This window comes from Paenibacillus sp. 1011MAR3C5, from assembly GCF_003591485.1.
Lineage (GTDB): Bacteria > Bacillota > Bacilli > Paenibacillales > Paenibacillaceae > Pristimantibacillus.
Genome location: NZ_QZCF01000006.1, coordinates 394,647 through 418,184, shown reverse-complemented (window position 1 = coordinate 418,184; position 23,538 = coordinate 394,647). Strand labels below are relative to the sequence as shown.

The following is a 23,538-nucleotide window of genomic DNA, read 5'->3' as shown; positions in this document are numbered from 1 at the left end:
AAAATTCGCCGTTAGAGTGATACGGTGAACCGTATCACAAGTAGGCGAATTATTTTATATATTCCGAGTTCTCTATACCCATAGGCAGCCATATGGTAAATACACTTCCTTGTCCAAGTTCACTTTGCACCGCAATCGTTCCTTCACAAAGGTCGACAATTTTCTTGACGAGCGTCAATCCCAATCCATTCCCCGCCATCGAATGGGAAGCGTCTCCTTGATAAAACTTATCAAAAATATGCCGAATGGTTTCATCGCTCATGCCGCATCCGTTATCTTCAAGCCGGAACAACGCATGGTGTCCCTCCCGCCGCAAGCCTATCTTTAGCTTACCAGCGTTGTCCGTATGTTTAATGGCGTTATCTAGAAGATTGATCCAAACCTGCTGAATCAGATTTTTGTTGCCTAGAATTATAATTTCGTCTTCCAGCGTAACCTCCATATGGAGGTTTTTTTCGCTCCACTTCGACTCCAACATCAAGATCGCAAGCCGAATCTGCTCGTCCAATCGATAGACCGCTTTATCACTCATGATTTGCATATTTTCTACCTTGGACAAGTTGAGGACGCTAGTGGATAGGTCAACTAGCCGTTCGGATTCCTGAATAATAATAGTCAAGTATTCCTCCTTTTCCTCGTCGCTTATGCCGCCTTCTTTTAACAGCTTTGCGAAGCCGCTGATCGAGACAATAGGCGTTTTGAATTCATGCGAGAAATTTCTCACGAAATCGCTGCGCAAGGTTTCAATGCCTCTCAGTTCTTGTACCATTTTGTTAAAACTCATGGCCAATGTGTCCAATTCAAAAATAGAGCTGCCTTTCACGACAACCGAAAAATCGCCGGTGGCCACTTTATTGGTGGCTTTCATCATATCCCGGATGGGTTTGACGGAACGCCTGCTCAGTAACGTGGCGATCACAACACCGAAAAACACGAAAATATAGATCATTATATAAAGCGGTATATAGGGATTGGATTCCGTATTAAAGTCAATAATGCCAACCCGTTTCAGTATAAAGGCAAGTAATCCCGCTGATAGCAAGGATAATAATATAACCAGAAAAACCAATGCCACCAAGGAAAGAGCGAGACTGATTTTTTTTGAACTCCGCTTTTGGATCGGGTTCATACGCGCCTCACCGCTTTATACCCCAAACCGCGAACCGTCACGATCTCGAAGTCGGGGTTGTTTCTGAATTTATCGCGCAATCTGTTGATGTGAACGTTCAAGGAGTGCTCATCCGTTTCTGTTTCCAGGCCCCAGACTTCATCTATCAATTGAAGGCGGGTAAAAATCATATTGGGATAGCTCATCAGCTTAAAAAGCAAATAAAACTCTTTTTTTGGCAGCTCGGTTTGCGCAGCTCCTCGCGTGACCGTGAGGGAATGGTAGTCCAAAGCGGTTCCGCCTATCACAATTTTGTGCTCACTGGTTATTTGTGCTCTGCGCAGAAGCGCTTTGATACGAAATAGCAGCTCCTGTTCATCGAACGGCTTAGTCATGTAATCGTCTGTACCCGCGAGGAAGCCTTTATGTTTGTCTGTAGATTCTTGATTGGCGCTCACCATCAGGACAGGTATATTTTCTCCAACCCCGCGTAATTCCTCGCATAATTGATAGCCGCCCATCCCGGGCATCATTACGTCCAGAACAATTAAATCATAACGCTGCATCTCCATCATTCTCAGCGCGATATGGCCATCTTTTGCGACATAAGCGTTATAGCCTCCGCGCTTCAGGACCGCGCACATCAGCTTTTGGGTATTGACATCATCTTCGACGACTAAAATATCAAACATCGCGTTCACCCCCATTTGTATTATACCCTCCGAAAGATCAACTCAAGATCAACAAAATTCGACGCAAAATTGATGTTCAGTTTAGGTTCGAGGCTTAGAGTACAGGAAGCTTCAGAACTATTAAACTGAAAAAAGGAGCTGTTACGCAATGGCAATAGCAATAAAAAGGACCTCCGCCGCGATACAAATAGCGGGTGTCAGCAAAAGCTTCGGCGAATTTCATGCCGTCAATAACCTTTCGCTTGAAGTGAAAAGCGGGGAAATATTCGGGTTTCTTGGTTTGAACGGGGCTGGTAAGACAACGACGATCAAAATGCTCCTTTCCCTGTTAAAGCCTTCCTCCGGCAACATCTATATGCTGGGAAGCAAGATTGAGCTCGGAAACCATAAGCTGTGGAACAAGGTAGGGTATATGGAAGAAGCAACCTACTATCCAGGGCTTACTGTAATGGAAAACCTTGATATTTCACGTCGGATGCAGCGGATACCCGACCGTCGTTCAATTGATCAAGTCATTCACAAGCTTGGATTGGAAGCTTATAAAAACAAGAAGGCTAAAAACCTTTCTTTGGGAAACAAGCAGAGGTTGGGGCTGGCAAAGGCGATGATCCATAACCCGGAGGTTCTGATACTGGACGAGCCCATCAATGGGCTTGATCCGGCCGGTATTGTAGAAATAAGGGGGTTGCTCTTGAATTTATCGCAGAACTTCGGTGTCACCATATTCATTTCAAGTCATCTATTGGAGGAGCTTGCTAAGCTGGTGGACCAGATCGGGATTATTCATAAGGGGCAGTTGGTTCAGGAAATGGATATGGATCGATTACATCATTCGCTGAAAAAAAGTCTGATCCTAAATGGCCGTAATAAAAGCGCCATCAAGAGTATTCTGTCGGAACATCGATACGAATATGAGGAAACTGCGGACGGATGCCTGACATTGACGGAAGATCGCGCGGTTGGACAGCCCGACAAATTGGCCGAGTTGTTAGTATGCGCTAATCAGCCGCCAACGCGACTGCAAGTAGTTGCCGAAGACCTGGAAGCTTATTTTCTCCGGACCATTCAAACAACGAGGGGGATGCACTAATGGGAATAAGTTCGATTATTTACTGCGAAGCGCGTAAAATATGGCTTTCCAATGTTTTTTGGGTGGTATTGGCTATATTTACTTTGATGCCTTTAATGATTGGGTTTGTAACCTATTCCGACAGCTCCAGCGCCGATTGGGATTCCTATCTGACTGACCTGCTCGGCTCGATTTCCGCCTTGTTGGTTATTGGTTTTTCTTTTACCGCTAGCTGGGTTTTCGGGAGAGAGTACACGGATAAAACCATCAAGGAAGTGCTTTTAAAGCCGGTTTCCAAATTATATACGGTGTCTTCAAAATTCATCGTAATTATAATTTGGGATGTGCTGTTGGTCATATTTTCATTCTTGGTAGTTGCGATCACGGGCGCATTCATTGGGATTAGTGACGGATCGATCTCTCTGCTTATAAACAGTTTTTTTACACTTATTTCAACATCGTTATTGATTGTCGCGGTCAGCACAACTAGCGCTTTGCTTGCTAACGTCAGTAAAGGCTATTTGGCTCCAATTGGACTGGCCTTTATTATTGTAATCCTGTCCAGTCTTGTCGTGCAGCTGGGGATTGCTGCGTATTTCCCTTGGACAATACCAGCTTTATTTCTGAAAAATGGAACTTTGGGTTTTAGCAGTATCATAGTTATTGCTTCCACAGGAATAGCCGGGTTTGCCGGAACGGTTGCATGGTGGAGATTTGCTGAACAACAATGATATTTGTGGCGAAGGGACCTAAGTGATTAGGTGTCCTAGAATTTCGCCCTATTTATGCTACGTTGAACCGTATCATAAATAGGGCGAAACTTTTTCGAGAAGCCTTGCGAAGCATAATAATAGTGCTCGCTGGTGGATGTCCATTATTGCAAAGGGGTGTAATTGTAGAGCTTGTCCCAATTTGGTGTAGCCATGTTACCTCTTTTCTTTAAGTCGGAAAAAGCTTGGTCCAACGCAGTCATTTCGTTGGCAGATACTGCCTTATCGCTTAGTATGATTCTGCCGATGGGGGTTGATAATATAATCTTCAAAACGGTAAAAAACATCTTGCGGTATTTTTGGACTAACTGTTGTTGATTCGCAGGCGCAATTGTGTAACCATTTTTTATCAACACTTGATGGCCTTCATCTATTGCGTCAATGACGTAGTTAAGCAGCCTTTTGTCCCTGGCCGCTTTGCGCAGATTCCCATTATACGAGACGGCTATGCGATTCAAAGGCAAGATCATAACGAAGTGACTTTTCAGCCATTCATCCATATTTGTAAAGGTGGTCGTTTTATACCTTGTGTTCTTTAGAGCTTGGTCAATGATCGATCTCCAATGTAGCTGCTCTCCCAGGCCGCCGAAAACCAAGGTCACCTTTGGACCGCGCAAGCAGTTTACCCGACCGTTCTCTCTCCATCCGGCAAGCGTCTGAAAAGCAAAGGCAACCTTTTTCTCTGCAGGGCTATTAGATTGCAAATAATGCCGCATTTCAATAGGACTTGCATTATTGCCCATAATAATAATATGTTTGCTTTGATTCGCTGCAAGGGCAGGAAGGACTGCCTCGAAATCCGGATATTTCATCACTACGAAGATGAGATCATAAACATCCTCCGGCTGTAATTCACGAATCACGTTTACTTTATCGACCGTTGTTCGGAGCTGTAAATAATGGCGGATCACATTACCGTTCTGCTGTAACTCATCTGCCCGCCGTCCTCTGGCTAACATTGTGACTTCGTTGCCCCCGTGCACTAATTCGTGAGCTAAATAACTTCCCAAAACCCCTGCTCCGTAGACCAATATTCTCATATTATTCCTCCATTTTGGTTATTTCGCAATAAAAAGTTTTTAAATATCAAGGTGCAATATTTAAAAATATTTTATTTGATTTTATCTCCGATCAGAATGGTTCGTCAATATTTTTTTAAATTTGTGACCATTAAATTTAAAAACCTTTCGAATTGTGCTACATTGATTGTAGTTAGGATGCGGGTTGGAGGAATGTGTAATGAATAAATTCGAAATAAGGACTCAGAAAAAGAAGACGGCAGTTGTTAATGCGGCATTAAAGCTCTTTAAAGAAAAAGGTTTCGTTCATGTCAGCATAAAGGATATTGCCGCTGAGTCCGGCGTATCATCCGTATCGCTGTATAACTATTTCGAAAGCAAAGAAGGGATTGTCAAGGAATGCGCAAACGTTTTGATGCAAAATACCCTTCATATGGCCGAAGAGATCATGAACCAAGACATCGATTTCAAGGATAAAATCGTTCAAATCATGGATATTTGCGCCGATCAGGACTATCAATTGCTTGGTTCGCCTGGCGCCGTAAAGGACCATGTGTTATCAAGTCTCTATAGTGAAAATACGAATAAAATTAGAATTCAAATGCTTCAAGAGCTTATTGAGCTTGCGAAAAAGGAAGGAGCGATTCACTCTTCAGTTTCTCTAGAGACTGTTCTTGAATTGTTAAATGTGATTGGAACCATTCAATTAACTTGGGCAAAGTCAGGAAACTATAAAGAAAAGATGGCTGAGATGAACCGTCTGTTGTTATTCGGGTTGATTGGCAATGGTTAATGATTGATGTGTGAGTGGGATGAGGTTATTTATGGATCGCTAGAGATTCCATAACAAAATTGAAAATTCAGATATAACACAGTCAAATAATTGATCTATCTAAGAAAGAGCGAGACGACAGGCTTGGCCAAAATACTAGCCGGTGGCGGCGAATATAAAGGATAATTGACAACATTTTCCGAATAGATTGTGTTGGTTTTGTAAGCCATAAAATACATCAGCGGGAGAGAATCCCGTTATGAAGTACGCGCATCGTTCTGAAGGAGGAGTAAAGAAATGTCGTTTCCATTTACTGAGATGCCCAAGATAACTACCGCCCGCTTCGTGCTGCGGCCGATTGAGCGCCGCGACGCTGGCGACATGGCGGCGCTGTATGCGGACGAGGAGGTCGTACGATATACGCCGCTCGAACCGTACGTGACCATCGAAGACGGCATGAAGGCTGTAGAATGGTGCACAAACATTTTCACCGAAGGAACCGGAATCAGATGGGGGATCGAAAATCCTTCGTCCGGCACCATTATCGGCACATGCGGATACTTGAACTACGAGCCCGGGCACCGGCGCATCGAGCTGGGGTACGATCTAGCTAAGCGTTATTGGGGACAAGGCATTATGACCGAAGTCGCCGAAGCGGTGATCGATTTCGGCTTCCGCAATCTGGGCGTCAACCGGATCGAAGCCAAAATTATTCCAGATAACGAGGCCTCGGGCCATCTTCTCATCAAGCTTGGCTTCCAGTACGAAGGCAAGCTTCGGCAGCATGAATTCGAGAAAGGCCGGTTCATCGACATTGCCGTCTACTCTATTTTGCGGGAAAAACTGCTTGCGGCGGAGATACGCTGCGTATTGCCCGACTGAATCAAACGTCTCCAACACATATTGACAAAACAGGAAGTGTTCCTTGGCAAGCTGCAGCGCCGTGCCATCTATCGTAGAGCTTAAATCAATCTCCATCTTTTGAGTCGGAGTTAGAAATTCTAAAAGAGAAATATGACAAGTTTGAATGGTATAGTACTTCAGAGCCAATCAAAGAAACGTTAATATTTTTCAGCAATTTGAAATTGGAACTTCAAGATTTGGATAGAGTAATTGAACTGTGTTTTGATGGCGGGAATGAAATTTATCACTTAATCCAGCCAGATTGGGATGGTGAAGACGGCCAATTTGATGTTCAATCGGTAATTCTACTGACTCGTGTTTTTATACAGCCTTAAGCATGTTTAGGAGGGTTCGGCTTCGGCAGAGAACCCCCCTGATTTAATTGTTTCCGCATCCACAGCTTTTGTCCGCTCTCGGTTTATTATTGGAACATGGCGCTAATGTTTGTGCCAAAATTGAAGGTGGTAATGATGCTCTATCACATTTGCTGAAATCGCCTCCTTTTCGATATAATGGTACGTAAAACATGGAAATTGCGAATGGAGAGTCGTTAAGATGCTGCTGGTATATCAGGGGAAAACTAAAGATGTATTCGCCCTAGGAAGTGGAAATTACTTGCTGAAATTTAAAGATGATGTTACCGGAGAAAACGGCGTTTTTGACCCTGGCGCGAATACGGTTGGCTTGGTGATGGAAGGCGCAGGCCGAGCAGGGCTAAGCTTAACCAAATACTTTTTTGAAAAATTAGCGGAAGCGGGAATCCCTACACATTATATCGATGCCAATATCGAAGAAGCCACGATGACGGTTAGACCAGCTTCTGTGTTCGGCAAAGGCGTTGAAGTGATTTGCCGTTACAGAGCAATGGGGAGTTTTCTACGTCGTTATGGCATGTATGCGCAAGAAGGGCAGCCTTTAGACGCATTTGTTGAAGTAACGCTAAAAGACGATGAGCGGCAAGATCCTCCAATCAGCGAAGATGCGCTCGACATGCTTGGCATCCTCTCCACGGAAGAATACCGTACCTTAAAACAACTTACTAAGCAAATCGGTCAAATCGTAAAAAATGAACTTGCACAAAAAGGAATCGAACTGTACGATATCAAATTCGAATTCGGTCGAGTCGATCAAGACGGGAAAATTGTATTGATCGATGAAATTTCCGGCGGGAATATGAGAGCCTACAAAGACGGTCAATATATTGAACCGTTGGAATTAGAGAAAATCATGCTTTCGAACAAATAATACATACTAACACTGAAATGGTATGTCAATATAGACAAATCTTTTGCAAGGGGGCCTTCGTGCTCCTTTTTGTGTTGATAACGGCCCAATGGAATCCTTCTGGGGAACTTTGAAATGCGAGAAGTATTATTTGCCTATCTACCAAACCTTTGTGCAATTGAAGGGCGACATTGAAGACAACATTCACTTTTACAATTACGAACGTTTGCAAGCTAAATTAAACGACCTTAGTCCAATGGAATTCAGGACTAAGGCCGCATAACTGATTTTTATTTTTTGTACTGTCTACTTGACGGGGTGCAGTTCAAATAAGGGAAAGCCTCTTCCGCTTTTGCTGACAGCGTTACTTCGTCTTATTTTGCACTTTAGGTTTTCCTTGATCACTCGGATCATTAGATCGTGAAGGGCTACTCTTTGGTGTGTTTTTTTCGGGATTGGACTTCGTGCTCACTTTATCTTTCACCTCCTGTGTTATCCATAAAAGTATTTCACCAAACTGATATCCTTATTAGAATAATGCGACCAACTAAAGTTCGAAGAAGACGGTTTTGAAGTTGAGCCTCCACAACATGCACATGGATATACGTTCTATGAAGCAGCACCTGGAGGGTTTACAGTTGAAGTTCTGTGTTAAAAATTGTCCACGAGAACATTAGTTCTGATATGCAGAGAAAAAAGGAGAAATGTAGCATGGGGGTTTCTGTTTATTACACTTGTATGAGAAACCATAACCTTACCAACAGTGAGGAGCAAGAGATAATGGCCATCATTGATAAATGCAATGCGGGTTTTGAAATGAAGGATATCGGAGAAACATTTTGTGTTTATGACTATGATCAGGATGAACCAACAGTGATCTTTGCAGGTTCAACAAAGCTACCCTTTTCAGATGATTTTGAAGATACATTGCATGCGCTGTTTTATTGGTTGACCTGTTTGACGGATATCAGAAGAAGTATTTCTAATGGGGATTGGCATGTGCATCTAGATGATACGGATGCCATCTGGGATGAGGAAACGGGTTGGCAAATGTCAGAAGATTAGTACGCGTATTCCCAACAAAGTAATGGAAGGATTTTTTTAAGTACATGTGCGAGGAAAATCAAAAATGCTCTAAATAGGGGCAATACCAGCAAGAGAAGGGAGATTCAACCCAAAATTTGATACCTTCGACCTTGCGACTTGTCTGCTCCTGTTAATCATTAGCCTTTGACCACATCTTCGAACCCGCTCTCGAAGCGATGAGCAAAAGGGTGGGGCGTTTTTTCTTTAGTCGTCGATTCAATTCATACGTAAAGTAAACATTGCATAGTTTTGAGATTATGATTTTTCCAATGGTTACACTATGTGGTTTGGTCGAAGTCTCCTTCATGAAAGCGGTAAATCAGCTTCAAGATTCCGTTCAAGCAATGCGCCTACCCTCCACGCCATAAAGGAAGGAGGCTTCCATTCTTGAACCACCATTCCACTACCCCTATGATAGCCGCTCCTAGAAATTGAATATCAACATTCATACCGTCCGTTAATCCTTGGTTGCTCCTTTCGGGCATGTTGTTCTCTTTCTCTAATTCTTGGAGAAAAAACTCAAGCTATTGGTGAGACGATTCGGTATCATTTCCGATACAGGGGAATATAGAGAGGCTTGTAGCTATAACAGAGCTTTAGAGATTAATAATGAAGGAACTTCACATTCGACACTGAAAGTTTTATTGAATAAGAATGAAGGCACACTTATGTTCCTTGATTCTCATTTTAAAGCAGAAGTCGTTTCTACGTACGGAAATACAGCAATAGGTGCATCAGAGACGGTACTAGACATTGCCAAAACGATAACGGCATTTGAACGTATCATTCCTCAGCTTGGAATGAACTACGCTTTATCTCAAGCACAGATCGCTTTGCTCCGTTTAGGATGGGGATCAGAAGACTTGAAACTAAACGACAGCTTATTAAAACACTGGATTAGTGATGTTACCGCAAAGCTGGTGCCTACAAGGAGAATGCCCAGCGAAACCACGATTTTATATTTTATGAAGGCGACTTTAGCGGATGGTTCTGAGGTTAATGGGTTGTGGCCTAATACATTATCAGCCGACTTATTTTACAACCTCGAAAGCGGTCGTGTAGAAAAGTATGTTTCCGAGCATGAACATTACTTGGAACTGAAAGCTGGGAAAAGATTTACTATTGCGGCTACGGTGGATGGTGGTGTATCCGTCAGAGCTGTTTCGGACAATACTGCCGATACGCATCCTATCCTGCATTTCTATAACGATACCGAAAGTTTGGATAAAGGTTTACTATTAGCAGGTGCAGACCGCACAGTTTCTTTACTTGGTCAGATAAGCAATACCGCCAGCTCTTATAAAACCGTGCATGTGAGAGCCCCTAGAGGCAAGGAATTTAGAATTGTCATGTGGGGATCAAATAATTTTGATGTTTATTTAGTGGAAACAGGACAAGGTGGGGTATATACAATAAATGATACTTTGAGCAGTTAATGGCTTCGGTTTTATAATTGATATCCAACAAAAGACTGTAAAGTGTTCATTTGAAGGCACCTAATTGGGTGCCTTTTGATTTCGCTCTAAAGTTGATACGGGAAACCGGATTTTAAAGGGGAATAAAAAATAATTCGCTGAATATGTTGTTATTAATTGCTGATTCATAATATAACAAACAACTAAGCTTTTAGAGTACTTGAATCTTCTTGTACAAATTAAAATAAAGGAGGATATACCATGAATGCTTAATCGTAAATCTGATTGCAGCAATGAATGATATCACTGCAAGATCCTGTTCAAGCTTCACTTTAAGTACGGCTCGTCTCAGGATAAGTCGCAGATAAATAAAATATATGGAGGTTTTAAAATGACAATTAAGAAGTTTTCATTTAAAGCTCTATCGCTTATGTTAGTCTTTGCATTTATCCTATCCACATTTTACGTGATCTCGCCGGTAAGTGCAGCCGCTAGAGGAGCATGGGCTCCAAATACTGCATATGCAATAAATGATACAGTGACATATAGTGGAAGCACTTACACCTGTCTTCAGGCACATACTTCCCTTGTAGGTTGGGAACCATCCAATGTTCCTGCTTTATGGCAGAAAGGTGGTGGCGGCGGAACTACACCACCACCACCACCACCAAACGGAGTGACATTCTATGCAGATATAAACTATGGCGGGACAGCAATAACACTTGGGGTAGGCAATTATACACTGTCTCAGTTGAACGCAAGAGGAATTCCGAATGACTGGATGTCCTCTCTCAGGGTACCAAGCGGCTGGACTGTTGAAGTATATCAGAATGATCATTTTGGAGGAACAAAATGGACCTATACTTCAAGCTCTTCCTGGGTTGGCAATACAGTCAATGACAAAATGTCGTCGGTTAAGATTTATACTGGTTCACCAACTCCATCAGTCACAAAGCCTTCCGAAGTTCCAAGCCACATATGGACCTATACAATGAATGCGGACAATAAATTTGGTAAAGGCGGAGATTTTGCTTTATTGCTGAGTGCTGTTATCAAAAAAGAAAGCAGCTTTGGAGCAGGCTTACCAGGTAGTCCATCAGCCGGCGACGGATTGATGCAGGTAGAACCAAACACACGTAATGCTTATTTATCTCAATTCAGTTCAACATTTGGCCGTGCATATAATCACAGCAGTGAACAAGATCAGGTGTACTTGGGAGCACTGATTTTAAATGAAAAAATAGTTAGATTCGGCAACATCTATAACGGCTTATTGCGCTATAACGGAGGAGATAACTGGTATCCGGGAGCAACAGATTCCTATGGCCGTCCTATTCTGGCCAATCAATATGCAGATTCAGTTTACGCAACATATAAGGGCTATGGAGGTAAGTATTAAGTAGAATAGGGGAATGCCCTGGGAAGACGCCGAGCGAATCGGCGTCTTTCTGTTGTTTCCCCAGTGTGAGGCACGGTTAAAGGTGGGCCCGATGGGAAAAACCGATACGGAGAGTGTTGGGCAAGTGTCGCTGAGAGAATGGGCGGAACAGGTAATTGGTCAACCGATGTTTCGCAATTGCGTCCATTCCATTTGTCCCAGATTTTGATAGTCAAATCCCTCTATATAGCATCTTTGAATTAGCTTAATAATGAAAGAATGCAGGGAAAGGTATGTATGGTATTGAATAATAAAACTAACTTATGAAATTGGGGTGTGGACTGTGGGGGATATTAAGCTGTTCAAATTGGGCGATGGAGGAGTTACTGAGCTGGAGGGTAAATCTGTTGCAGTTGAAAAAACGCTTCAGACCCTAATAGAACGGCATTTAGAAGCTATGTTGGGTATCCGGTTCTTGGCTACTGAATATTCAACTGGTAAAACACATAGTGGACGAATAGATACTTTAGGAATAGATGAAAATAATGCTCCAGTAATTATTGAATATAAACGGTCGACAAATGAAAATGTTATAAATCAAGGGTTGTATTACCTTGACTGGCTGCTTGATCATAAAGCGGAATTAACCCTACTTGTCATGAAAAAGTATGGAATTGACGTAGCTGAAAATATCAATTGGTCATCTCCGCGACTGTTATGCATTGCAGGAGGATTCACGAAGTATGATATGCATGCTGTTCAGCAAATCAATAGGAATATTGAGTTGTACAGCTACAAGCAATTTAGTGAAGAATTACTATTGCTAGATTTGGTGAATGCTACAACTGCTCAGAACATAGAAACGGATGAAGTACAGCGTCCCTCTAATCAAAACAAATCCTCGGAGAAAACGGTGTCAGAGTACTTACAACAGTCTGATTCAGAAATTAAGAATCGATTCGAGTCGATCAAAGCCTTTTTATTGGCTCTTGGAGACGATGTACAGGAAAATGTTTTAAAGCAATACATTGCCTTTCGTAGAATTAAAAACTTTGCATGTATTGAAGTGCACCCTCAAGTAGGAAAAATCACTGTATTTGTTAAAGTGAATCCTGATACTATTGAAATTAAGCCTGGTTTCACAAGAGATGTAAGAAAAATTGGACACTTCGGAACGGGGGATTTAGAAATAACAATTTCTAACGATGAACATTTTGAAAGGGCAAAATCACTTTTAATAAAGAGCTATGAAATGAGTTAATCGGAGTTGGAGGCTTTTTGTAAATTCTTGTGTTTGAGCAGGAATCACACATTTGTGGTTCTGCTAATGAATCCAATGAAGAGGACATAAAGTGCACCTCCTAAATTAACTCTATAGAGTTATTATATAACCACATAAGGATAAAAGTAAAGTTTATTTTTAACTATATAAGGTTAGATGGTCACTTTCCATTGATGATAATACAACCTCAACGCTAATATAGTGATATGGAGGAACTAAGATGACTAGAATTAAGTGCAATATAAGAGAGCTTATGGCCAAGCATCGCATAGATGATATCACTGAGTTAATGGAGAAATCGGGATTAAGTCGAAACTCAATTAATAAGCTCTATAGAGAAACGAATATAGAAACAACAAAGCTGGAGACCTTGTTTAAACTATGCGACACATTTAACTGTCAGCTCTCCGACTTGATTGAGTATATACCGAGTAATCAGAACTCAAAATAAAAAGACAAAATCAAATGGGCCATCCGCTAAGGATGGCCCAACTTTGATTGACTGGCGGGCAAGTGAAAATGGAACTGCTGGTGAAAATAAAAACTACGGATACCCAAATGGGTACCCGTAGTTTTCGGATCAAATGATTTCAGTATTATTGGCAGCAACCGACTTGGTACCATGTCACGCCGTTATTATCCGACTTATACGCTGCTCTGGATGCTGGGCAAGCTCCGAATGCACATTTGTACATAGATTTCACCTCCTTTCATAAGGTCGACGACTATTGGTACCATTCCGCTTGGGTACGGAACATGTTGGCATACTCCCCGTCTAATGTCATTAACTCTTCATGGCTTCCCTGCTCAACCAGCCGGCCGTCCTTTAGGACGAGAATTCGGTCAGCCGCCCGGCAAATACCCAATCGATGCGAAATGAAGAAAGTGGTCTTACCTTTGGTTAACTGAGCGATATGCTCGAACAGCTGTGCTTCCGCCATCGGGTCCAAAGCCGAGGTTGGCTCGTCCAGCACGATCATATCAGAGTCGCGGAAAAAGGCTCGGCTAATCGCGATTTTCTGCCATTGACCATGGGACAACTCATGCCCGCCAAAAAATTTATGTCCCAGTTCGGTATCGAATCCTTCCGATAGCTCATGGAAGAAATCGTCTACGCCCGATTTTGCGGCTGCTACCTGCAACCGGGTCTCCTCTTGCATCCATTCAACATGACCTACCCCGATATTTTCACGCAGAGTAAGCTGATATTGCGCGAAATCTTGAAAAATAGCGGTTACGTGCTCACGGAATTCATTCGTATTCATTTGGTTCAGTGGAATGCCGTTGTAGGCTATCGTGCCAGCGGTAGGCTGGTAGAGCCCAAGCAAACATTTGGCAAGGGTGCTTTTTCCGGCACCATTCTCGCCTACGATAGCGATTTTCTCTCCTTTGCTCACATCAAACGAAATATCTCGCAGAATCGTTCTTCCGTTCATTGGATACACGAATTCGAGATTGTTCACCGAAATGCCATGCTCCAAAGAGGCAGGGAACGGTAACTTAGGTGTGTCGTCAGTCTCCTCCTCTTTCATCGCAAGAAACCGGAACAAATCGTGGGTATATAAGGCTTGCTCATAGATTCCGGCGATGTATACGGCCATCGTTTTTAAATTCGTTTGAACAGTGAATATGGTTTGAATCAATGCTATAAAACTAGCAATGGTCATGGCCCCGGCAGCCGCCAATGTGAGCAAGAAACCGCTTATCAGTGCTACCACAACGAGCAGAAACCCATTAACAGCGACCTTGAACATGGACATTTTTCGTTCCAGATCGATTTGCTCTTGACCATTCTGCCTGGTGTACTTCCGCCATTGATGAATGAAATAATCGGCTAAGCCAAAAATACGGACTTCCTTTGCCCATTGCCGTTCGGTTAGCAACGAGGAGAAATAGATCGATCTTCTTCGGACCGGCGTTTGATTCACGAACTGGGATACCTTAAAGCTGCTTTCCTTAATGTCTATATATAAGGATGGGAAAATCAACAGCAGAATTCCGAACGCCAGCAGCCAGTGAAAGCCCAGCAATACAACGACAAAGCCGGCAATGGTAATCAGGTTTTTAGCAATTTGCAGAAAGGACTGGAAAAATTGCATCCCCCGGTACTCTAAGCCCGTTGACACTCTTTGCAGCAGATCGAAAAATTCATGGTTTTCAAAATGAAGCAGGGATAGCCGGGAAGATTTCTGATTCACTTCTTGGCCGAAATGCAGCAGGGCGACCAGCTTTATTTTGTTTACCAGGAAATCAACATACACTTCCAGCACCAATTGCAACAAGAACAGGAGCAGCTGGTACAGCAGAATGGTGAAAGCAGGTCCAAATTGCGATGACCCTTCCTGAATCACCTGTTCGGCTCGATTCACCAATTCAATGGTCACATAGACTTGCAGAACGGGAATGATGGCGGTAGAAATCTGGGCAACGCTTAAAAAGATCATGTTGGCTGGTGTCAGCTTGAACAAAATGCGAATCATCCGGAACATCATCTGCAGCGATAATCGGGTTTGCTCCGCAATACTCTTCAAGGAAGCAGCTTTAAGAAGATTTACCATGCTCTTTTTAAGCGGACTTCATAATCCGCAAGGGTTGAAGCCATAAGATCGAAATCACTTTCTTTATTCAGATGACTTTTAGAAGAAACGAGTCCGTCTTGGTTAACGGCGTAGCCAAATGGGAAAAACTTGGTTTGGAAAAAGTCAGTATCCTCAGGCGTGCAAGCAAGGACAGGCAGATCAAGTTGATTTTTATCGACCGTTTGCTGAATTTGATCTTCCTGATCCGTGAACAACAAGATGTAGATCGAAACATGCGGATTCTGTCGATGGAATCGGAGCAAATTCGGATACATCGCTTCGCAGGACCCGCAAGAAGTCATCGAACAGATAATTAGCGAGTTTTTAAAATCAGGTACGGAACCACTCAACGTTAACCGCCCGTCATTCGGAAAGGGCGCTCCTGTTGGCAAGCCTAGGCCTTCCAGTTCATCCGAATCACTCTGTAAGGGGGTGTCTTGATGCAGGCTAGCCGGTTTTCTTTTTAAGAGATGAATGCAGGCTACCGTTAAGAGGATGACCAGCGCCCACAATATGACATACGAAACATAGAATATAGCTGACAAGATAAGCCCTCCCTTAATCCGTTTGTGATTGTGAAATAGCGTTGAGTATAATAGGAACAATGAAATATAGGCCCAAAATGCCGGTCCACGAAAGGATGTACAGAATCAAATCTTCCAGCTTTACAGCTGCAAAGGAAACAGGTTGATTGGCAATCGTAATGTAACTATTCATAACGATTAATAGGGCAATCCTCAGTATCGTGCTCCGCCCGAGATAATCGTCCTGCAGCTTCCCAAAGCAGTTGCATTGGATTCGCTCTTTCTTAAGCAACGCTACAAGAATAGCGTAAATAAACGCTCCGATTAAGCCGAATGCAAGGGTTTCCCCAATCCATACGGTTGCACTCGATAACAATAAAACGGCGGTCAGCACTTCGAACAAAGGAACCAACCAAGCGCCTGCTGAACTGAGCGGCTTAGGTATACCGAGAGCCATAAGCGTGCTTTTCAAAGAAGATGGAGAATACAATTTCAGTACGCCAGATAAACCGAAAATAATAGCCAAACCGATTTGAATAAAGCTTGGGACGCTCATCTCAACCTCCCTGAGTGTAGTCATGAGTGGTTTCAACCTAGATTGAATGGCTTGTCTATTCTTCGATTCTCCCCTTTGCTCTCATGGGAGTTGTCTTGTGAATATTGTAATTATTGGAATCGCCTATCACAATGTCGTCTATTACTCTAGTTATGTGCAGAATTACTATAAAATGCATTTTCGAAGCTATGTATACGAGTGGTCGATGGAGAAGGAGATAAGAGAAGTGGGAGCAGATTCAATCACAAACGGGGCTCAGCTTGTATTACATTGCTGAGCCCCGTCCTGTCTGTAATAGAACGTTTTTAAATTGTAATCTTTATTTTGAAAGCTGAATGGAGCCGATCCGTTCATTCAATTCGGACTGTAATTGCAGATGGAGTTTCTCTACGATCGAATAATCTGTGGCCGCTACATAGTAGGCCTTGATTTGGGAATCGATGGCTTCGGCTTCCGCCAGATGGGAGGTGGCCTCTTTCATTTTTGCTGAATATCGAGCTTTAATACCGGCTATTTCGGTGGCATGGGCTTCATCTGTTCCAGGAGTGATAGCCCGTATATACATATCCAAGACCTCATCCCCGTCCCGATCTGGAAAGTATTCATGCGGGGCGGTACTGTCGAAGATAGCTGTTCCAAGCTTCGGGAATATCAGCATATCAAGACTGTTGGGATCAAAGCCGCAATGAAACACTTGGGCTTCAATTCCTTTCGTCTCGGCAGCAGAAGCAAGCTTTTTCAGCAGAGTCGATTTGCCAGATCCCGCCCTTCCTTTGACAAAAATCCGTCTTTCCAGCTGGGCGGTCAAGCTTTGAATGAAATCGAATGCCCCTCTCGGAGTCGCAGCTCCGAAAAACAAGTGACGCGAAGCGGTGGGCGTATCGTTTTCATGACCGGCGTATAATTCTTGAATCAAATCCTGCGCAATCTGGTCGGCCTTCGAGAAATCCATGTTATCGATATAGAATTTTTCCCACTCGTCATGAATCCGCAATGCCGTTGCGAACGTTTCATACGCATCTGAATAGGTTGTCTCAAGCTTGCCTCTAAGATATGCTATCGTTATGTTGTGTTCCGGTAAAATAAGGCTGTTATCAAACGCTTCCCCGAAATGGACGGATACGATTTCACCGGCCCCGCAATCGGAAATCCCCTTACAGACTCGCCCGTCGACAATACCAACCTTCAATTCCGTTAAAATGATGCCATCCAGCTCGTCGGGACGGAGTGGGGAGTGGAAGCATTGCACATGCAAGCCTTTATCCAGCAGGCTATCCGCCAAGCTCCGAATGACTGTCGATTTCCCCGTACCTTGGGGCCCCGTGAGGACGAATATCTTGTTCTGCCCTTCAAATGCGGATGTATACAAGAAATGGGCTCCGTGCGCTGTGTTGCCGTGGGCAAAATAATGAGATGATTTTACTGCCAATCTGAAACACTCCTTTGTACCTATTCCGATTCGCCACAGAATAAGCATGATTGGGATAAGTGCCTATTCATTTGTATATTCCGCATTGTAAAAAGTGGTGTTCGTCATTTCTATAATTTCCCTTATAATCATTATGGGAGGTGTTTGATTATAGTGAATTGGAATCAAGAATTGGTATCAACTAATTGGGAATTTTGGCCTTTTATAGGCATGCTAACGGATAACGGCAGGTTCAAGTAACTGATGAGACGAAGAGGAGGAAACCGAAATGAAGACGATCAAGCGCATGATGGACCACATGTACTGGGCGGACAGACGCATCTTGGACGCGCTCGAGGAGAGTGAGACGAAGAATAAGGACATTCTGAAGCTGGTCCGGCACGTCGCGGTCGCGGAACGAGTCTGGATGTCCCGATTGCAGGGCATGGGCAGCGCGCAATATTCGTTGTGGGAGGAGGCGGAAGAACTGGCACCGGTCCGGACGATGTTCGAAGAAAACGCCGAGCAATATCGCGTCTATATCGAAGGGCTCGAGGAATCCGGATTGGACGAGATGATCGACTATGCGAACCAAAGCGGTGGGGCGTTCCGAACGTCCGTCCGGGACATCCTGTTGCAGGTCCTCCTTCATGGGCAGTATCACCGGGGACAGATCAACCGGGCACTTCGGATCGAATCGGCAGAGCCTGTCCAAGTCGATTACATCACGTTCGCGAGGCTCTAACAGGCTTAATAATCATCATTACTCCGAATGGGATTGGCATTGAACGAACATAGAACGATAGTTGAATCATCAATCATAAAGCCGCCGATAACTTCAGCACCTTTCTGTGTAGATTTATGAAAAAAGAATCGGATATTGAAAGGTTCGTAACGTTGCGCCTGCCGTTGAGAGATTATACGTATTAATAAAGAAATGCTTGAATAAAACGAAAAACCACCAACACCTTTTCAGGAGGATATTGGTGGTTTTAGTTTAGCTGGAAGTAGTTTGGGTCAGTACTTCTGCAGGCTGCAATTTGTTCCGCAAAACATACAGCATGATGGCACCAACAAGGAATGCGACGGCATCCGCAATGACGAGCGACCAAATCACCCCGTGGAATCCGTTCATTTGATTGGCGATGAACAACACAGGAATCAAAGTAGCTCCTTGAATAATTGACATAATAAATGCGGCAGTTCCTTGCCCTGTTGCTTGGAAGATCCCGATAAACAATGTGGTCATTCCTGTAATGAACAAGGATAAGAATGTCACATGTAGAATGTAGCTGCCCATTTCAATTAATTGAGGGTCAGTTGTAAATAGACCAATCAAGTGGTCGGAAATCAAATAGACGATGATGCCAAATACGACTGCTAACGCCACAATCGCTTTGATCGTAAATCCAATGGTATTCTTCATACGTAATTTATTCGCTGTAAAAGAGAAAGCGATCAACGGCACGACTCCCTCGCATAAGCCCATCAGAATAAACTCAGGGAATTGCAATAAACGTGATGAAATTCCGTAAGCCGCAACGGCCTGATCCCCATACTCGACAAGAAAATGGTTAAGGATGAGCGACATGGCACCCAAGAAGATACTCATGACAAAGACGGGAACTCCGATTTTGAACACATTGCCCAGAATGTTCTTGGTTGCCTTGAACCATTTTATGGAGATGGTTAAGAATTGGCTTTTATGTCTCATATGGAAGGCGTAGAAAACACTCGCAACCAAGTTAGAAATGACCGTGGCGGACGCAACGCCAATTACGCTCCAATGGAAGACGAAGATGACAAGCGCATCGAGAATAATATTCACGACAACGCTGAGAATCATACCGATCATCGACGTGACTGCTGCACCCTCCGAGCGAACGATATTCTCCAGCGTGAAGAATAGAACGACGAATGGCGAGCCCAAAAGCATAACCGTGACATAGTCTTTCGTGAATCCGAAGGAGTCAGAAGTTGCCCCTAAGCCATGAACGATTGGATCGATCAACGGGAGGCCGACGGCCATCACAATAAGACCGAGAACCAAACTGCTGTAAAAGGCGAATGATGACACATGCTTTGCAACATTATATTGTTTCTCCCCAAGCAAACGAGAGATAAATGTACCGCTGCCAATGCCAATTAAGTTTCCTAGTGCCATAATGGCCGCGAATAACGGCAAGGTTAGTGCAAGTGCGGTTAACATGGCTGTATTACCTAGTGTACCAAGGAAAAAGGCATTCAAGATGGAATAGATGACACTCATTGACGTGCCTAGCATCATCGGTACAGCGAAGTGGGCTACGGCTTTTGCGACCGGAGCTTTTTCAAAGTAATGAAGGTTTTCTGCATCCATGCGGGTCACTTCTTTCTTCATTTTGTTTTATCTAACGGTGTTAGATTGAACCTTACAGTGTTAGATGATATCATGAACCTATGAACCTGTAAACAACAATCTTACACTGTTAGATAAAAGGGCGGATACGGATGAAAAAACAGCAGCCTCAGATTTCGGAGGAAATGATTCTAGAAGCTTCTTGGGAGCTTCTGGGGGAGGAAGGAATAGAGAAATTCAGTATGAGACGATTGGCCGATCGGCTGGGAATTCAGGCTCCCTCTCTATACTGGTACTTCAAGAGCAAGCAAGATCTCTACCAGCGTCTGGCCAACCAGGTATCGAAAATGATTGTGGAGGAGTTCCACTCCGATGGGGACTGGAAGGAGCAGTTGGCAGGGCTTGCGGAGACGGTACGGCGTGTGCTTTGCCGGTACCCCTGCTCCACGCAGCTTATGATGATGACGCTGCCCCACGAGCCGGATTATATCCGGTTCACCAACCGTACGCTGCTCTGCGTGGAATCGACTCCACTTGAGCAGGATCAGAAATTTCAGGCGGTTCTTACGCTTTTGAATTATGTCTTCTACTTTGTTCTGGACGATTACCAGCATCAGCGCAATGTATCCACTATCCTTAAAGAACAGGGCGTGCTTTCGGGTGAAGAGATGATCCGCCTGCTGGACTCCATGAGCGAGACGGAAGCGGGCCTGTTTCGGAGGATGTTCAATAACGGCTTGTTCGAGCTGATGGGGACCGATGTGGCGTTTGAGTTCGGCTTGAAGCTGATTCTGTCGGGGATTGAGCAGGTGATAAAGGAGCAAGAGAAATAGGATATAAATAGCTGCGCGTCTTGTACTATGGATGTGGGCATTTCCGAAATTCTTGCGCTGTATATCAGGAGACAATCCTAAAGGGGCGAAGTGAAGAATGAAACGTAAGTATGCCGATCTGTCTCATTGGTCAATTAAACCTACGAATAAATATAAACAATTATATAGGAATTAGATTTTAAAGGACAAAGAATACTGTTCTAACATATAGAAGCTTACTCAAAAGCCCTCCATCACTCTGAGGGCTTTTGTTATGGTAACGTACATTTAGCGGCGAGTAGACGAGGATGTATAGTAAATAAATGCAGCCGTCATAAGGGCAGGACTTATTATGGAAGGACCTAACGAGGTTCACGGAGGCACACATTTTCTAGATAAGCAGCAAAGCTCTTGATATTCATCCGCATATGCCGATTATTGCCTTCGAGCTTGCTCATCATGATACCGCCCTCCATGATGGAAAGCGAGAAGGTAGCCAGTTCCTCTATATCGAGGTCTTCTTTAAATTCACCGCTTTGCAAGCCTTGGGAAATGATTTTCTTTTTGGATTCCAGCGTGTCTATTAGGGCTTGCTTGGCTCTTTCACGTAAGCCTGGATGACTGTCGTCGCTATCAATAGCTGTGTTCAGAAGCGGACAACCTCCGATGAAGGGCGGCGCTTCCACTACTTTCTCGTATACGCGCAAATAGGCCAGCAGCTTGCCAGAGGCCGTTTCTTGTTGACTGATTGCTTGAGCAAGCTGGGCTCCTACAATATGGCCGGCATAGCTAAAAGCTTCATATGCAATTTCGTCTTTACTGGAAAAATGGCGGTAGATGCCGCCTTTTTTGATGCCTGTCAACTCTGTTATATCGGATAAGGATGAACCCGAATATCCTTTTTGGTTAAAAAGTTCAGCGGCCTTAGTTATAATAAATTCACGAGTTTTTTCGCCTTTCTCCATCGTCATCCCCCTCATTTAATTCTATTTGTACACGTAGTATATCAAATGAATTTCCACTCTTGCAAAACAATGCATCTATGTTAATATTGAAGATACCGATCGGTATCTTTTTTTGAACGACAGGGGGGATAAGAGTGGGCGCGACATGGTTTAAGGAATCCAAGCATGCTTGGATTGGATTGGGTTCTCTCTGGATTGTTGGATTTATTGGCGCCTTGACCCGATTTAGCATGGCTTTTTTTCAGGTGCAAATATCGGAGGATTTACTGATTAGCAGGGGATTTATTTCAATGGCATGGTCAACCAACTTATTTATAACAGCTATATGCGCGCTTTTGGGAGGCTGGCTTGCCGATCGTTACGGCACAAAGCAGGTGCTTTTTTTAAGTGCAATCCTGAGTACGATAGGCACTGGCGTTGTCTTGTTAGGGAACGATCCTATCGTCTTTTTTATTGGATATGGCGTTATCTCTGGATTAGCTGGCATTGGGGCAACGACGAGCTATATATTGATGTTAGAATGGTTTAAGCATCACCGAGCTAAAGCAATGTCGTTGTTGGCGAGCGCATCCTCTGTAGGGTTAGCGATTATTACGCCAATTTTCGTATCCGTTGGTTGGCTGACTTGGAAGGATGCCTTTATGGCTTCCTTTGCCCTAGGCATTTTTGTGACATTGCCTGTAATTTGGCTAGGAATTAAGAGCCGGCAACAGAAAGGTATGGAGAAACCCCAATCGGATCATTCAATTGCAGTTGAAGAGCCTGATACGCCTCTTACAGTAACTCCATCCTCCAAAAAATTCATTCATCTTCCTATCTTTGTTGTGGTCGCAATTGCGCTTTTCACCTGCGGAGTCAATATGGGATCCGTCGAAATGAATTTAGTAGCCATACATCAGCTGGCAGATGTGTCACCAAGCATGATCGCCCTATCTATGAGCATACTTGGCATTATGGAAATTACAGGATCACTCATTTGCGGCTATTTTCTGGACCGATATAATAAATTAATGATGATGTCTATGTTGTATGGTATACGTATACTGGGCTTTGTTTTCCTCTTTATGCACTTGGGAAGTTCACCTATTGTTTTTGCGATAGCGTTCGGAATGACCTACTTAAGCGCAGTGCCGGGGGGAATTCTTGTCATCAATGAATTTGCAAACGGAAAAGGAAAACATACCGGTATATTGCTGTTCTTCCACCAGGGCGGTGGCATTGCGGGTGCATTAATTGGAGGTTTTTCCTTCGATTATTTCCGGAATTATCAGAATTTGATCCTTGTTGACATCATGATTTGTATCCTTGTCACACTGGGATACTTTGTATTATTCATGACACATAGAAGGGGTCTTAGCATTCAAAATAAGAAGGTTGCAGTAAGCGGGGCACTTTAACTTAGTGTATGAGAAAAGGCAAGCTCTTCACCTAAAAAGGGAAGAGCTTGCCATCGCTATGCTCGGCACTCGTCAGATGTGGAGTGTAAGAGCGGTTCTTATGACTTAACCACAATCAAAACCCTCTTCCAATGAGGGTTTTGATTGTGTATTTATATCATGATAGAAATTCCATTAGCATGTTGCGTTGAACCGTATCGATTTTTTATTGCTACGAGATTAATCCCTTTTCCAAGCATTT

The 23,538-nt window shown here is 43.5% G+C and carries 23 protein-coding genes and 2 pseudogenes; 16 read left to right on the top strand and 9 right to left on the bottom strand.

The features are described from left to right. Positions 1-49 precede the first annotated feature (49 nt). Together D3P07_RS19975 and D3P07_RS19970 are read right to left on the bottom strand one after the other, a co-directional pair. Positions 50-949: a HAMP domain-containing sensor histidine kinase gene (locus tag D3P07_RS19975; protein ID WP_259391610.1), complete on the bottom strand. Its 900-nt coding sequence runs from the start codon at positions 947-949 to the stop codon at positions 50-52. A 176-nt stretch (positions 950-1,125) separates the two neighbouring features. Beyond that, a complete protein-coding gene (locus D3P07_RS19970; protein WP_119802051.1) occupies positions 1,126-1,800 on the bottom strand; it encodes a response regulator transcription factor in 675 nt (224 codons plus the stop codon). A 148-nt stretch (positions 1,801-1,948) separates the two neighbouring features. Here D3P07_RS19970 and D3P07_RS19965 point away from each other — a divergent pair, with 148 nt between their 5' ends. Then, on the top strand, positions 1,949-2,890 hold the full coding sequence (locus D3P07_RS19965) for an ABC transporter ATP-binding protein (RefSeq protein WP_119802006.1): 942 nt from the start codon (positions 1,949-1,951) through the stop codon (positions 2,888-2,890). Then, positions 2,890-3,600: an ABC transporter permease gene (locus D3P07_RS19960; RefSeq protein ID WP_119802005.1), complete on the top strand. Its 711-nt coding sequence runs from the start codon at positions 2,890-2,892 to the stop codon at positions 3,598-3,600. The genes D3P07_RS19965 and D3P07_RS19960 overlap by 1 nt, the downstream gene beginning before the upstream one ends. Positions 3,601-3,743: 143 nt before the next feature. Here the strand turns inward: D3P07_RS19960 and D3P07_RS19955 are convergent, their stop codons facing one another. Beyond that, on the bottom strand, positions 3,744-4,679 hold the full coding sequence (locus D3P07_RS19955; protein WP_119802004.1) for a ketopantoate reductase family protein: 936 nt from the start codon (positions 4,677-4,679) through the stop codon (positions 3,744-3,746). Positions 4,680-4,878: 199 nt separating this feature from the next. Here D3P07_RS19955 and D3P07_RS19950 point away from each other — a divergent pair, with 199 nt between their 5' ends. The 11 genes and pseudogenes from D3P07_RS19950 to D3P07_RS19900 all read left to right on the top strand — a co-directional run bounded on the left by D3P07_RS19950 (position 4,879) and on the right by D3P07_RS19900 (position 13,169). After that, positions 4,879-5,451, top strand: coding sequence for a TetR/AcrR family transcriptional regulator (locus D3P07_RS19950; protein WP_028608637.1), 573 nt, complete (start codon positions 4,879-4,881; stop codon positions 5,449-5,451). Between the two features lie 276 nt (positions 5,452-5,727). Further along, on the top strand, positions 5,728-6,312 hold the full coding sequence (locus tag D3P07_RS19945) for a GNAT family N-acetyltransferase (protein WP_119802003.1): 585 nt from the start codon (positions 5,728-5,730) through the stop codon (positions 6,310-6,312). A gap of 104 nt (positions 6,313-6,416) precedes the next feature. Then, positions 6,417-6,668 (top strand): annotated as a pseudogene (locus D3P07_RS27930) (DUF6892 domain-containing protein); the annotation flags it as partial. Positions 6,669-6,888: 220 nt separating this feature from the next. Then, positions 6,889-7,578 carry a phosphoribosylaminoimidazolesuccinocarboxamide synthase gene (locus D3P07_RS19940; protein ID WP_119802002.1) on the top strand — a complete coding sequence of 230 codons (690 nt, stop codon included), beginning with the start codon at positions 6,889-6,891 and terminating at the stop codon, positions 7,576-7,578. Positions 7,579-7,666: 88 nt separating this feature from the next. Further along, positions 7,667-7,840 (top strand): IS3 family transposase, encoded by a 174-nt coding sequence (locus D3P07_RS27925; protein WP_119802001.1) that lies wholly within the window; start codon positions 7,667-7,669, stop codon positions 7,838-7,840. A gap of 267 nt (positions 7,841-8,107) precedes the next feature. Beyond that, positions 8,108-8,212: pseudogene (locus tag D3P07_RS27655) on the top strand (VOC family protein); the annotation flags it as partial. Positions 8,213-8,337: 125 nt separating this feature from the next. Next, a complete protein-coding gene (locus D3P07_RS19925; protein ID WP_259391606.1) occupies positions 8,338-8,622 on the top strand; it encodes a hypothetical protein in 285 nt (94 codons plus the stop codon). A gap of 548 nt (positions 8,623-9,170) precedes the next feature. Further along, positions 9,171-10,079, top strand: a complete 909-nt coding sequence (locus D3P07_RS19920; protein WP_147384546.1) for a hypothetical protein — start codon at positions 9,171-9,173, stop codon at positions 10,077-10,079. Between the two features lie 370 nt (positions 10,080-10,449). Next, the gene (locus D3P07_RS19915; RefSeq protein ID WP_119801998.1) at positions 10,450-11,457 is read left to right on the top strand and encodes a carbohydrate-binding protein; all 1,008 of its coding nucleotides are present in this window, start codon (positions 10,450-10,452) and stop codon (positions 11,455-11,457) included. Positions 11,458-11,779: 322 nt separating this feature from the next. After that, positions 11,780-12,697 (top strand): endonuclease NucS domain-containing protein, encoded by a 918-nt coding sequence (locus D3P07_RS19905; protein WP_119801996.1) that lies wholly within the window; start codon positions 11,780-11,782, stop codon positions 12,695-12,697. A gap of 241 nt (positions 12,698-12,938) precedes the next feature. After that, on the top strand, positions 12,939-13,169 hold the full coding sequence (locus tag D3P07_RS19900) for a helix-turn-helix domain-containing protein (RefSeq protein ID WP_119801995.1): 231 nt from the start codon (positions 12,939-12,941) through the stop codon (positions 13,167-13,169). A 274-nt stretch (positions 13,170-13,443) separates the two neighbouring features. Here the strand turns inward: D3P07_RS19900 and D3P07_RS19895 are convergent, their stop codons facing one another. From D3P07_RS19895 to D3P07_RS19875, 4 genes are all read right to left on the bottom strand, one after another. Continuing rightward, positions 13,444-15,276 carry an ABC transporter ATP-binding protein gene (locus D3P07_RS19895; RefSeq protein ID WP_119801994.1) on the bottom strand — a complete coding sequence of 611 codons (1,833 nt, stop codon included), beginning with the start codon at positions 15,274-15,276 and terminating at the stop codon, positions 13,444-13,446. Continuing rightward, positions 15,270-15,842, bottom strand: a complete 573-nt coding sequence (locus D3P07_RS19890) for a TlpA family protein disulfide reductase (RefSeq protein WP_119801993.1) — start codon at positions 15,840-15,842, stop codon at positions 15,270-15,272. Before D3P07_RS19890 ends, D3P07_RS19895 begins: the two co-directional genes overlap by 7 nt. 13 nt (positions 15,843-15,855) lie before the next feature. Further along, positions 15,856-16,377, bottom strand: coding sequence for a MauE/DoxX family redox-associated membrane protein (locus tag D3P07_RS19885; RefSeq protein WP_182914420.1), 522 nt, complete (start codon positions 16,375-16,377; stop codon positions 15,856-15,858). Between the two features lie 319 nt (positions 16,378-16,696). Beyond that, positions 16,697-17,806: a PRK06851 family protein gene (locus D3P07_RS19875; RefSeq protein ID WP_119801990.1), complete on the bottom strand. Its 1,110-nt coding sequence runs from the start codon at positions 17,804-17,806 to the stop codon at positions 16,697-16,699. A gap of 268 nt (positions 17,807-18,074) precedes the next feature. Here D3P07_RS19875 and D3P07_RS19870 point away from each other — a divergent pair, with 268 nt between their 5' ends. Next, entirely contained in the window at positions 18,075-18,530 is a 456-nt protein-coding gene (locus D3P07_RS19870; protein WP_119801989.1) for a DinB family protein, read from the top strand. A gap of 252 nt (positions 18,531-18,782) precedes the next feature. On the opposite strand, the gene D3P07_RS19865 is transcribed toward D3P07_RS19870, so the two are convergent. Continuing rightward, positions 18,783-20,144, bottom strand: coding sequence for an MATE family efflux transporter (locus D3P07_RS19865; protein WP_119801988.1), 1,362 nt, complete (start codon positions 20,142-20,144; stop codon positions 18,783-18,785). A gap of 131 nt (positions 20,145-20,275) precedes the next feature. On the opposite strand from D3P07_RS19865, the gene D3P07_RS19860 reads away from it, so the two are divergent. Next, positions 20,276-20,956, top strand: a complete 681-nt coding sequence (locus tag D3P07_RS19860) for a TetR/AcrR family transcriptional regulator (RefSeq protein WP_119801987.1) — start codon at positions 20,276-20,278, stop codon at positions 20,954-20,956. A 341-nt stretch (positions 20,957-21,297) separates the two neighbouring features. Here D3P07_RS19860 and D3P07_RS19855 read toward each other — a convergent pair whose 3' ends face one another. Next, positions 21,298-21,900: a TetR/AcrR family transcriptional regulator gene (locus tag D3P07_RS19855; protein WP_119801986.1), complete on the bottom strand. Its 603-nt coding sequence runs from the start codon at positions 21,898-21,900 to the stop codon at positions 21,298-21,300. A gap of 134 nt (positions 21,901-22,034) precedes the next feature. On the opposite strand from D3P07_RS19855, the gene D3P07_RS19850 reads away from it, so the two are divergent. Further along, positions 22,035-23,297 (top strand): MFS transporter, encoded by a 1,263-nt coding sequence (locus tag D3P07_RS19850; protein ID WP_119801985.1) that lies wholly within the window; start codon positions 22,035-22,037, stop codon positions 23,295-23,297. The last annotated feature ends 241 nt before the right edge of the window (positions 23,298-23,538 follow it).

Bases quoted from the DNA above. Each gene is read 5' to 3' on its own strand.
- D3P07_RS19975 (WP_259391610.1), bottom strand. From the start codon at position 949: ATGATCTATATTTTCGTGTTTTTCGGTGTTGTGATCGCCACGTTACTG.
- D3P07_RS19970 (WP_119802051.1), bottom strand. From the start codon at position 1,800: ATGTTTGATATTTTAGTCGTCGAAGATGATGTCAATACCCAAAAGCTG.
- D3P07_RS19965 (WP_119802006.1), top strand. From the start codon at position 1,949: ATGGCAATAGCAATAAAAAGGACCTCCGCCGCGATACAAATAGCGGGT.
- D3P07_RS19960 (WP_119802005.1), top strand. From the start codon at position 2,890: ATGGGAATAAGTTCGATTATTTACTGCGAAGCGCGTAAAATATGGCTT.
- D3P07_RS19955 (WP_119802004.1), bottom strand. From the start codon at position 4,679: ATGAGAATATTGGTCTACGGAGCAGGGGTTTTGGGAAGTTATTTAGCT.
- D3P07_RS19950 (WP_028608637.1), top strand. From the start codon at position 4,879: ATGAATAAATTCGAAATAAGGACTCAGAAAAAGAAGACGGCAGTTGTT.
- D3P07_RS19945 (WP_119802003.1), top strand. From the start codon at position 5,728: ATGTCGTTTCCATTTACTGAGATGCCCAAGATAACTACCGCCCGCTTC.
- D3P07_RS19940 (WP_119802002.1), top strand. From the start codon at position 6,889: ATGCTGCTGGTATATCAGGGGAAAACTAAAGATGTATTCGCCCTAGGA.
- D3P07_RS27925 (WP_119802001.1), top strand. From the start codon at position 7,667: ATGGAATCCTTCTGGGGAACTTTGAAATGCGAGAAGTATTATTTGCCT.
- D3P07_RS19925 (WP_259391606.1), top strand. From the start codon at position 8,338: ATGGCCATCATTGATAAATGCAATGCGGGTTTTGAAATGAAGGATATC.
- D3P07_RS19915 (WP_119801998.1), top strand. From the start codon at position 10,450: ATGACAATTAAGAAGTTTTCATTTAAAGCTCTATCGCTTATGTTAGTC.
- D3P07_RS19900 (WP_119801995.1), top strand. From the start codon at position 12,939: ATGACTAGAATTAAGTGCAATATAAGAGAGCTTATGGCCAAGCATCGC.
- D3P07_RS19895 (WP_119801994.1), bottom strand. From the start codon at position 15,276: ATGGTAAATCTTCTTAAAGCTGCTTCCTTGAAGAGTATTGCGGAGCAA.
- D3P07_RS19885 (WP_182914420.1), bottom strand. From the start codon at position 16,377: ATGAGCGTCCCAAGCTTTATTCAAATCGGTTTGGCTATTATTTTCGGT.
- D3P07_RS19870 (WP_119801989.1), top strand. From the start codon at position 18,075: ATGAAGACGATCAAGCGCATGATGGACCACATGTACTGGGCGGACAGA.
- D3P07_RS19865 (WP_119801988.1), bottom strand. From the start codon at position 20,144: ATGGATGCAGAAAACCTTCATTACTTTGAAAAAGCTCCGGTCGCAAAA.
- D3P07_RS19860 (WP_119801987.1), top strand. From the start codon at position 20,276: ATGAAAAAACAGCAGCCTCAGATTTCGGAGGAAATGATTCTAGAAGCT.
- D3P07_RS19855 (WP_119801986.1), bottom strand. From the start codon at position 21,900: ATGGAGAAAGGCGAAAAAACTCGTGAATTTATTATAACTAAGGCCGCT.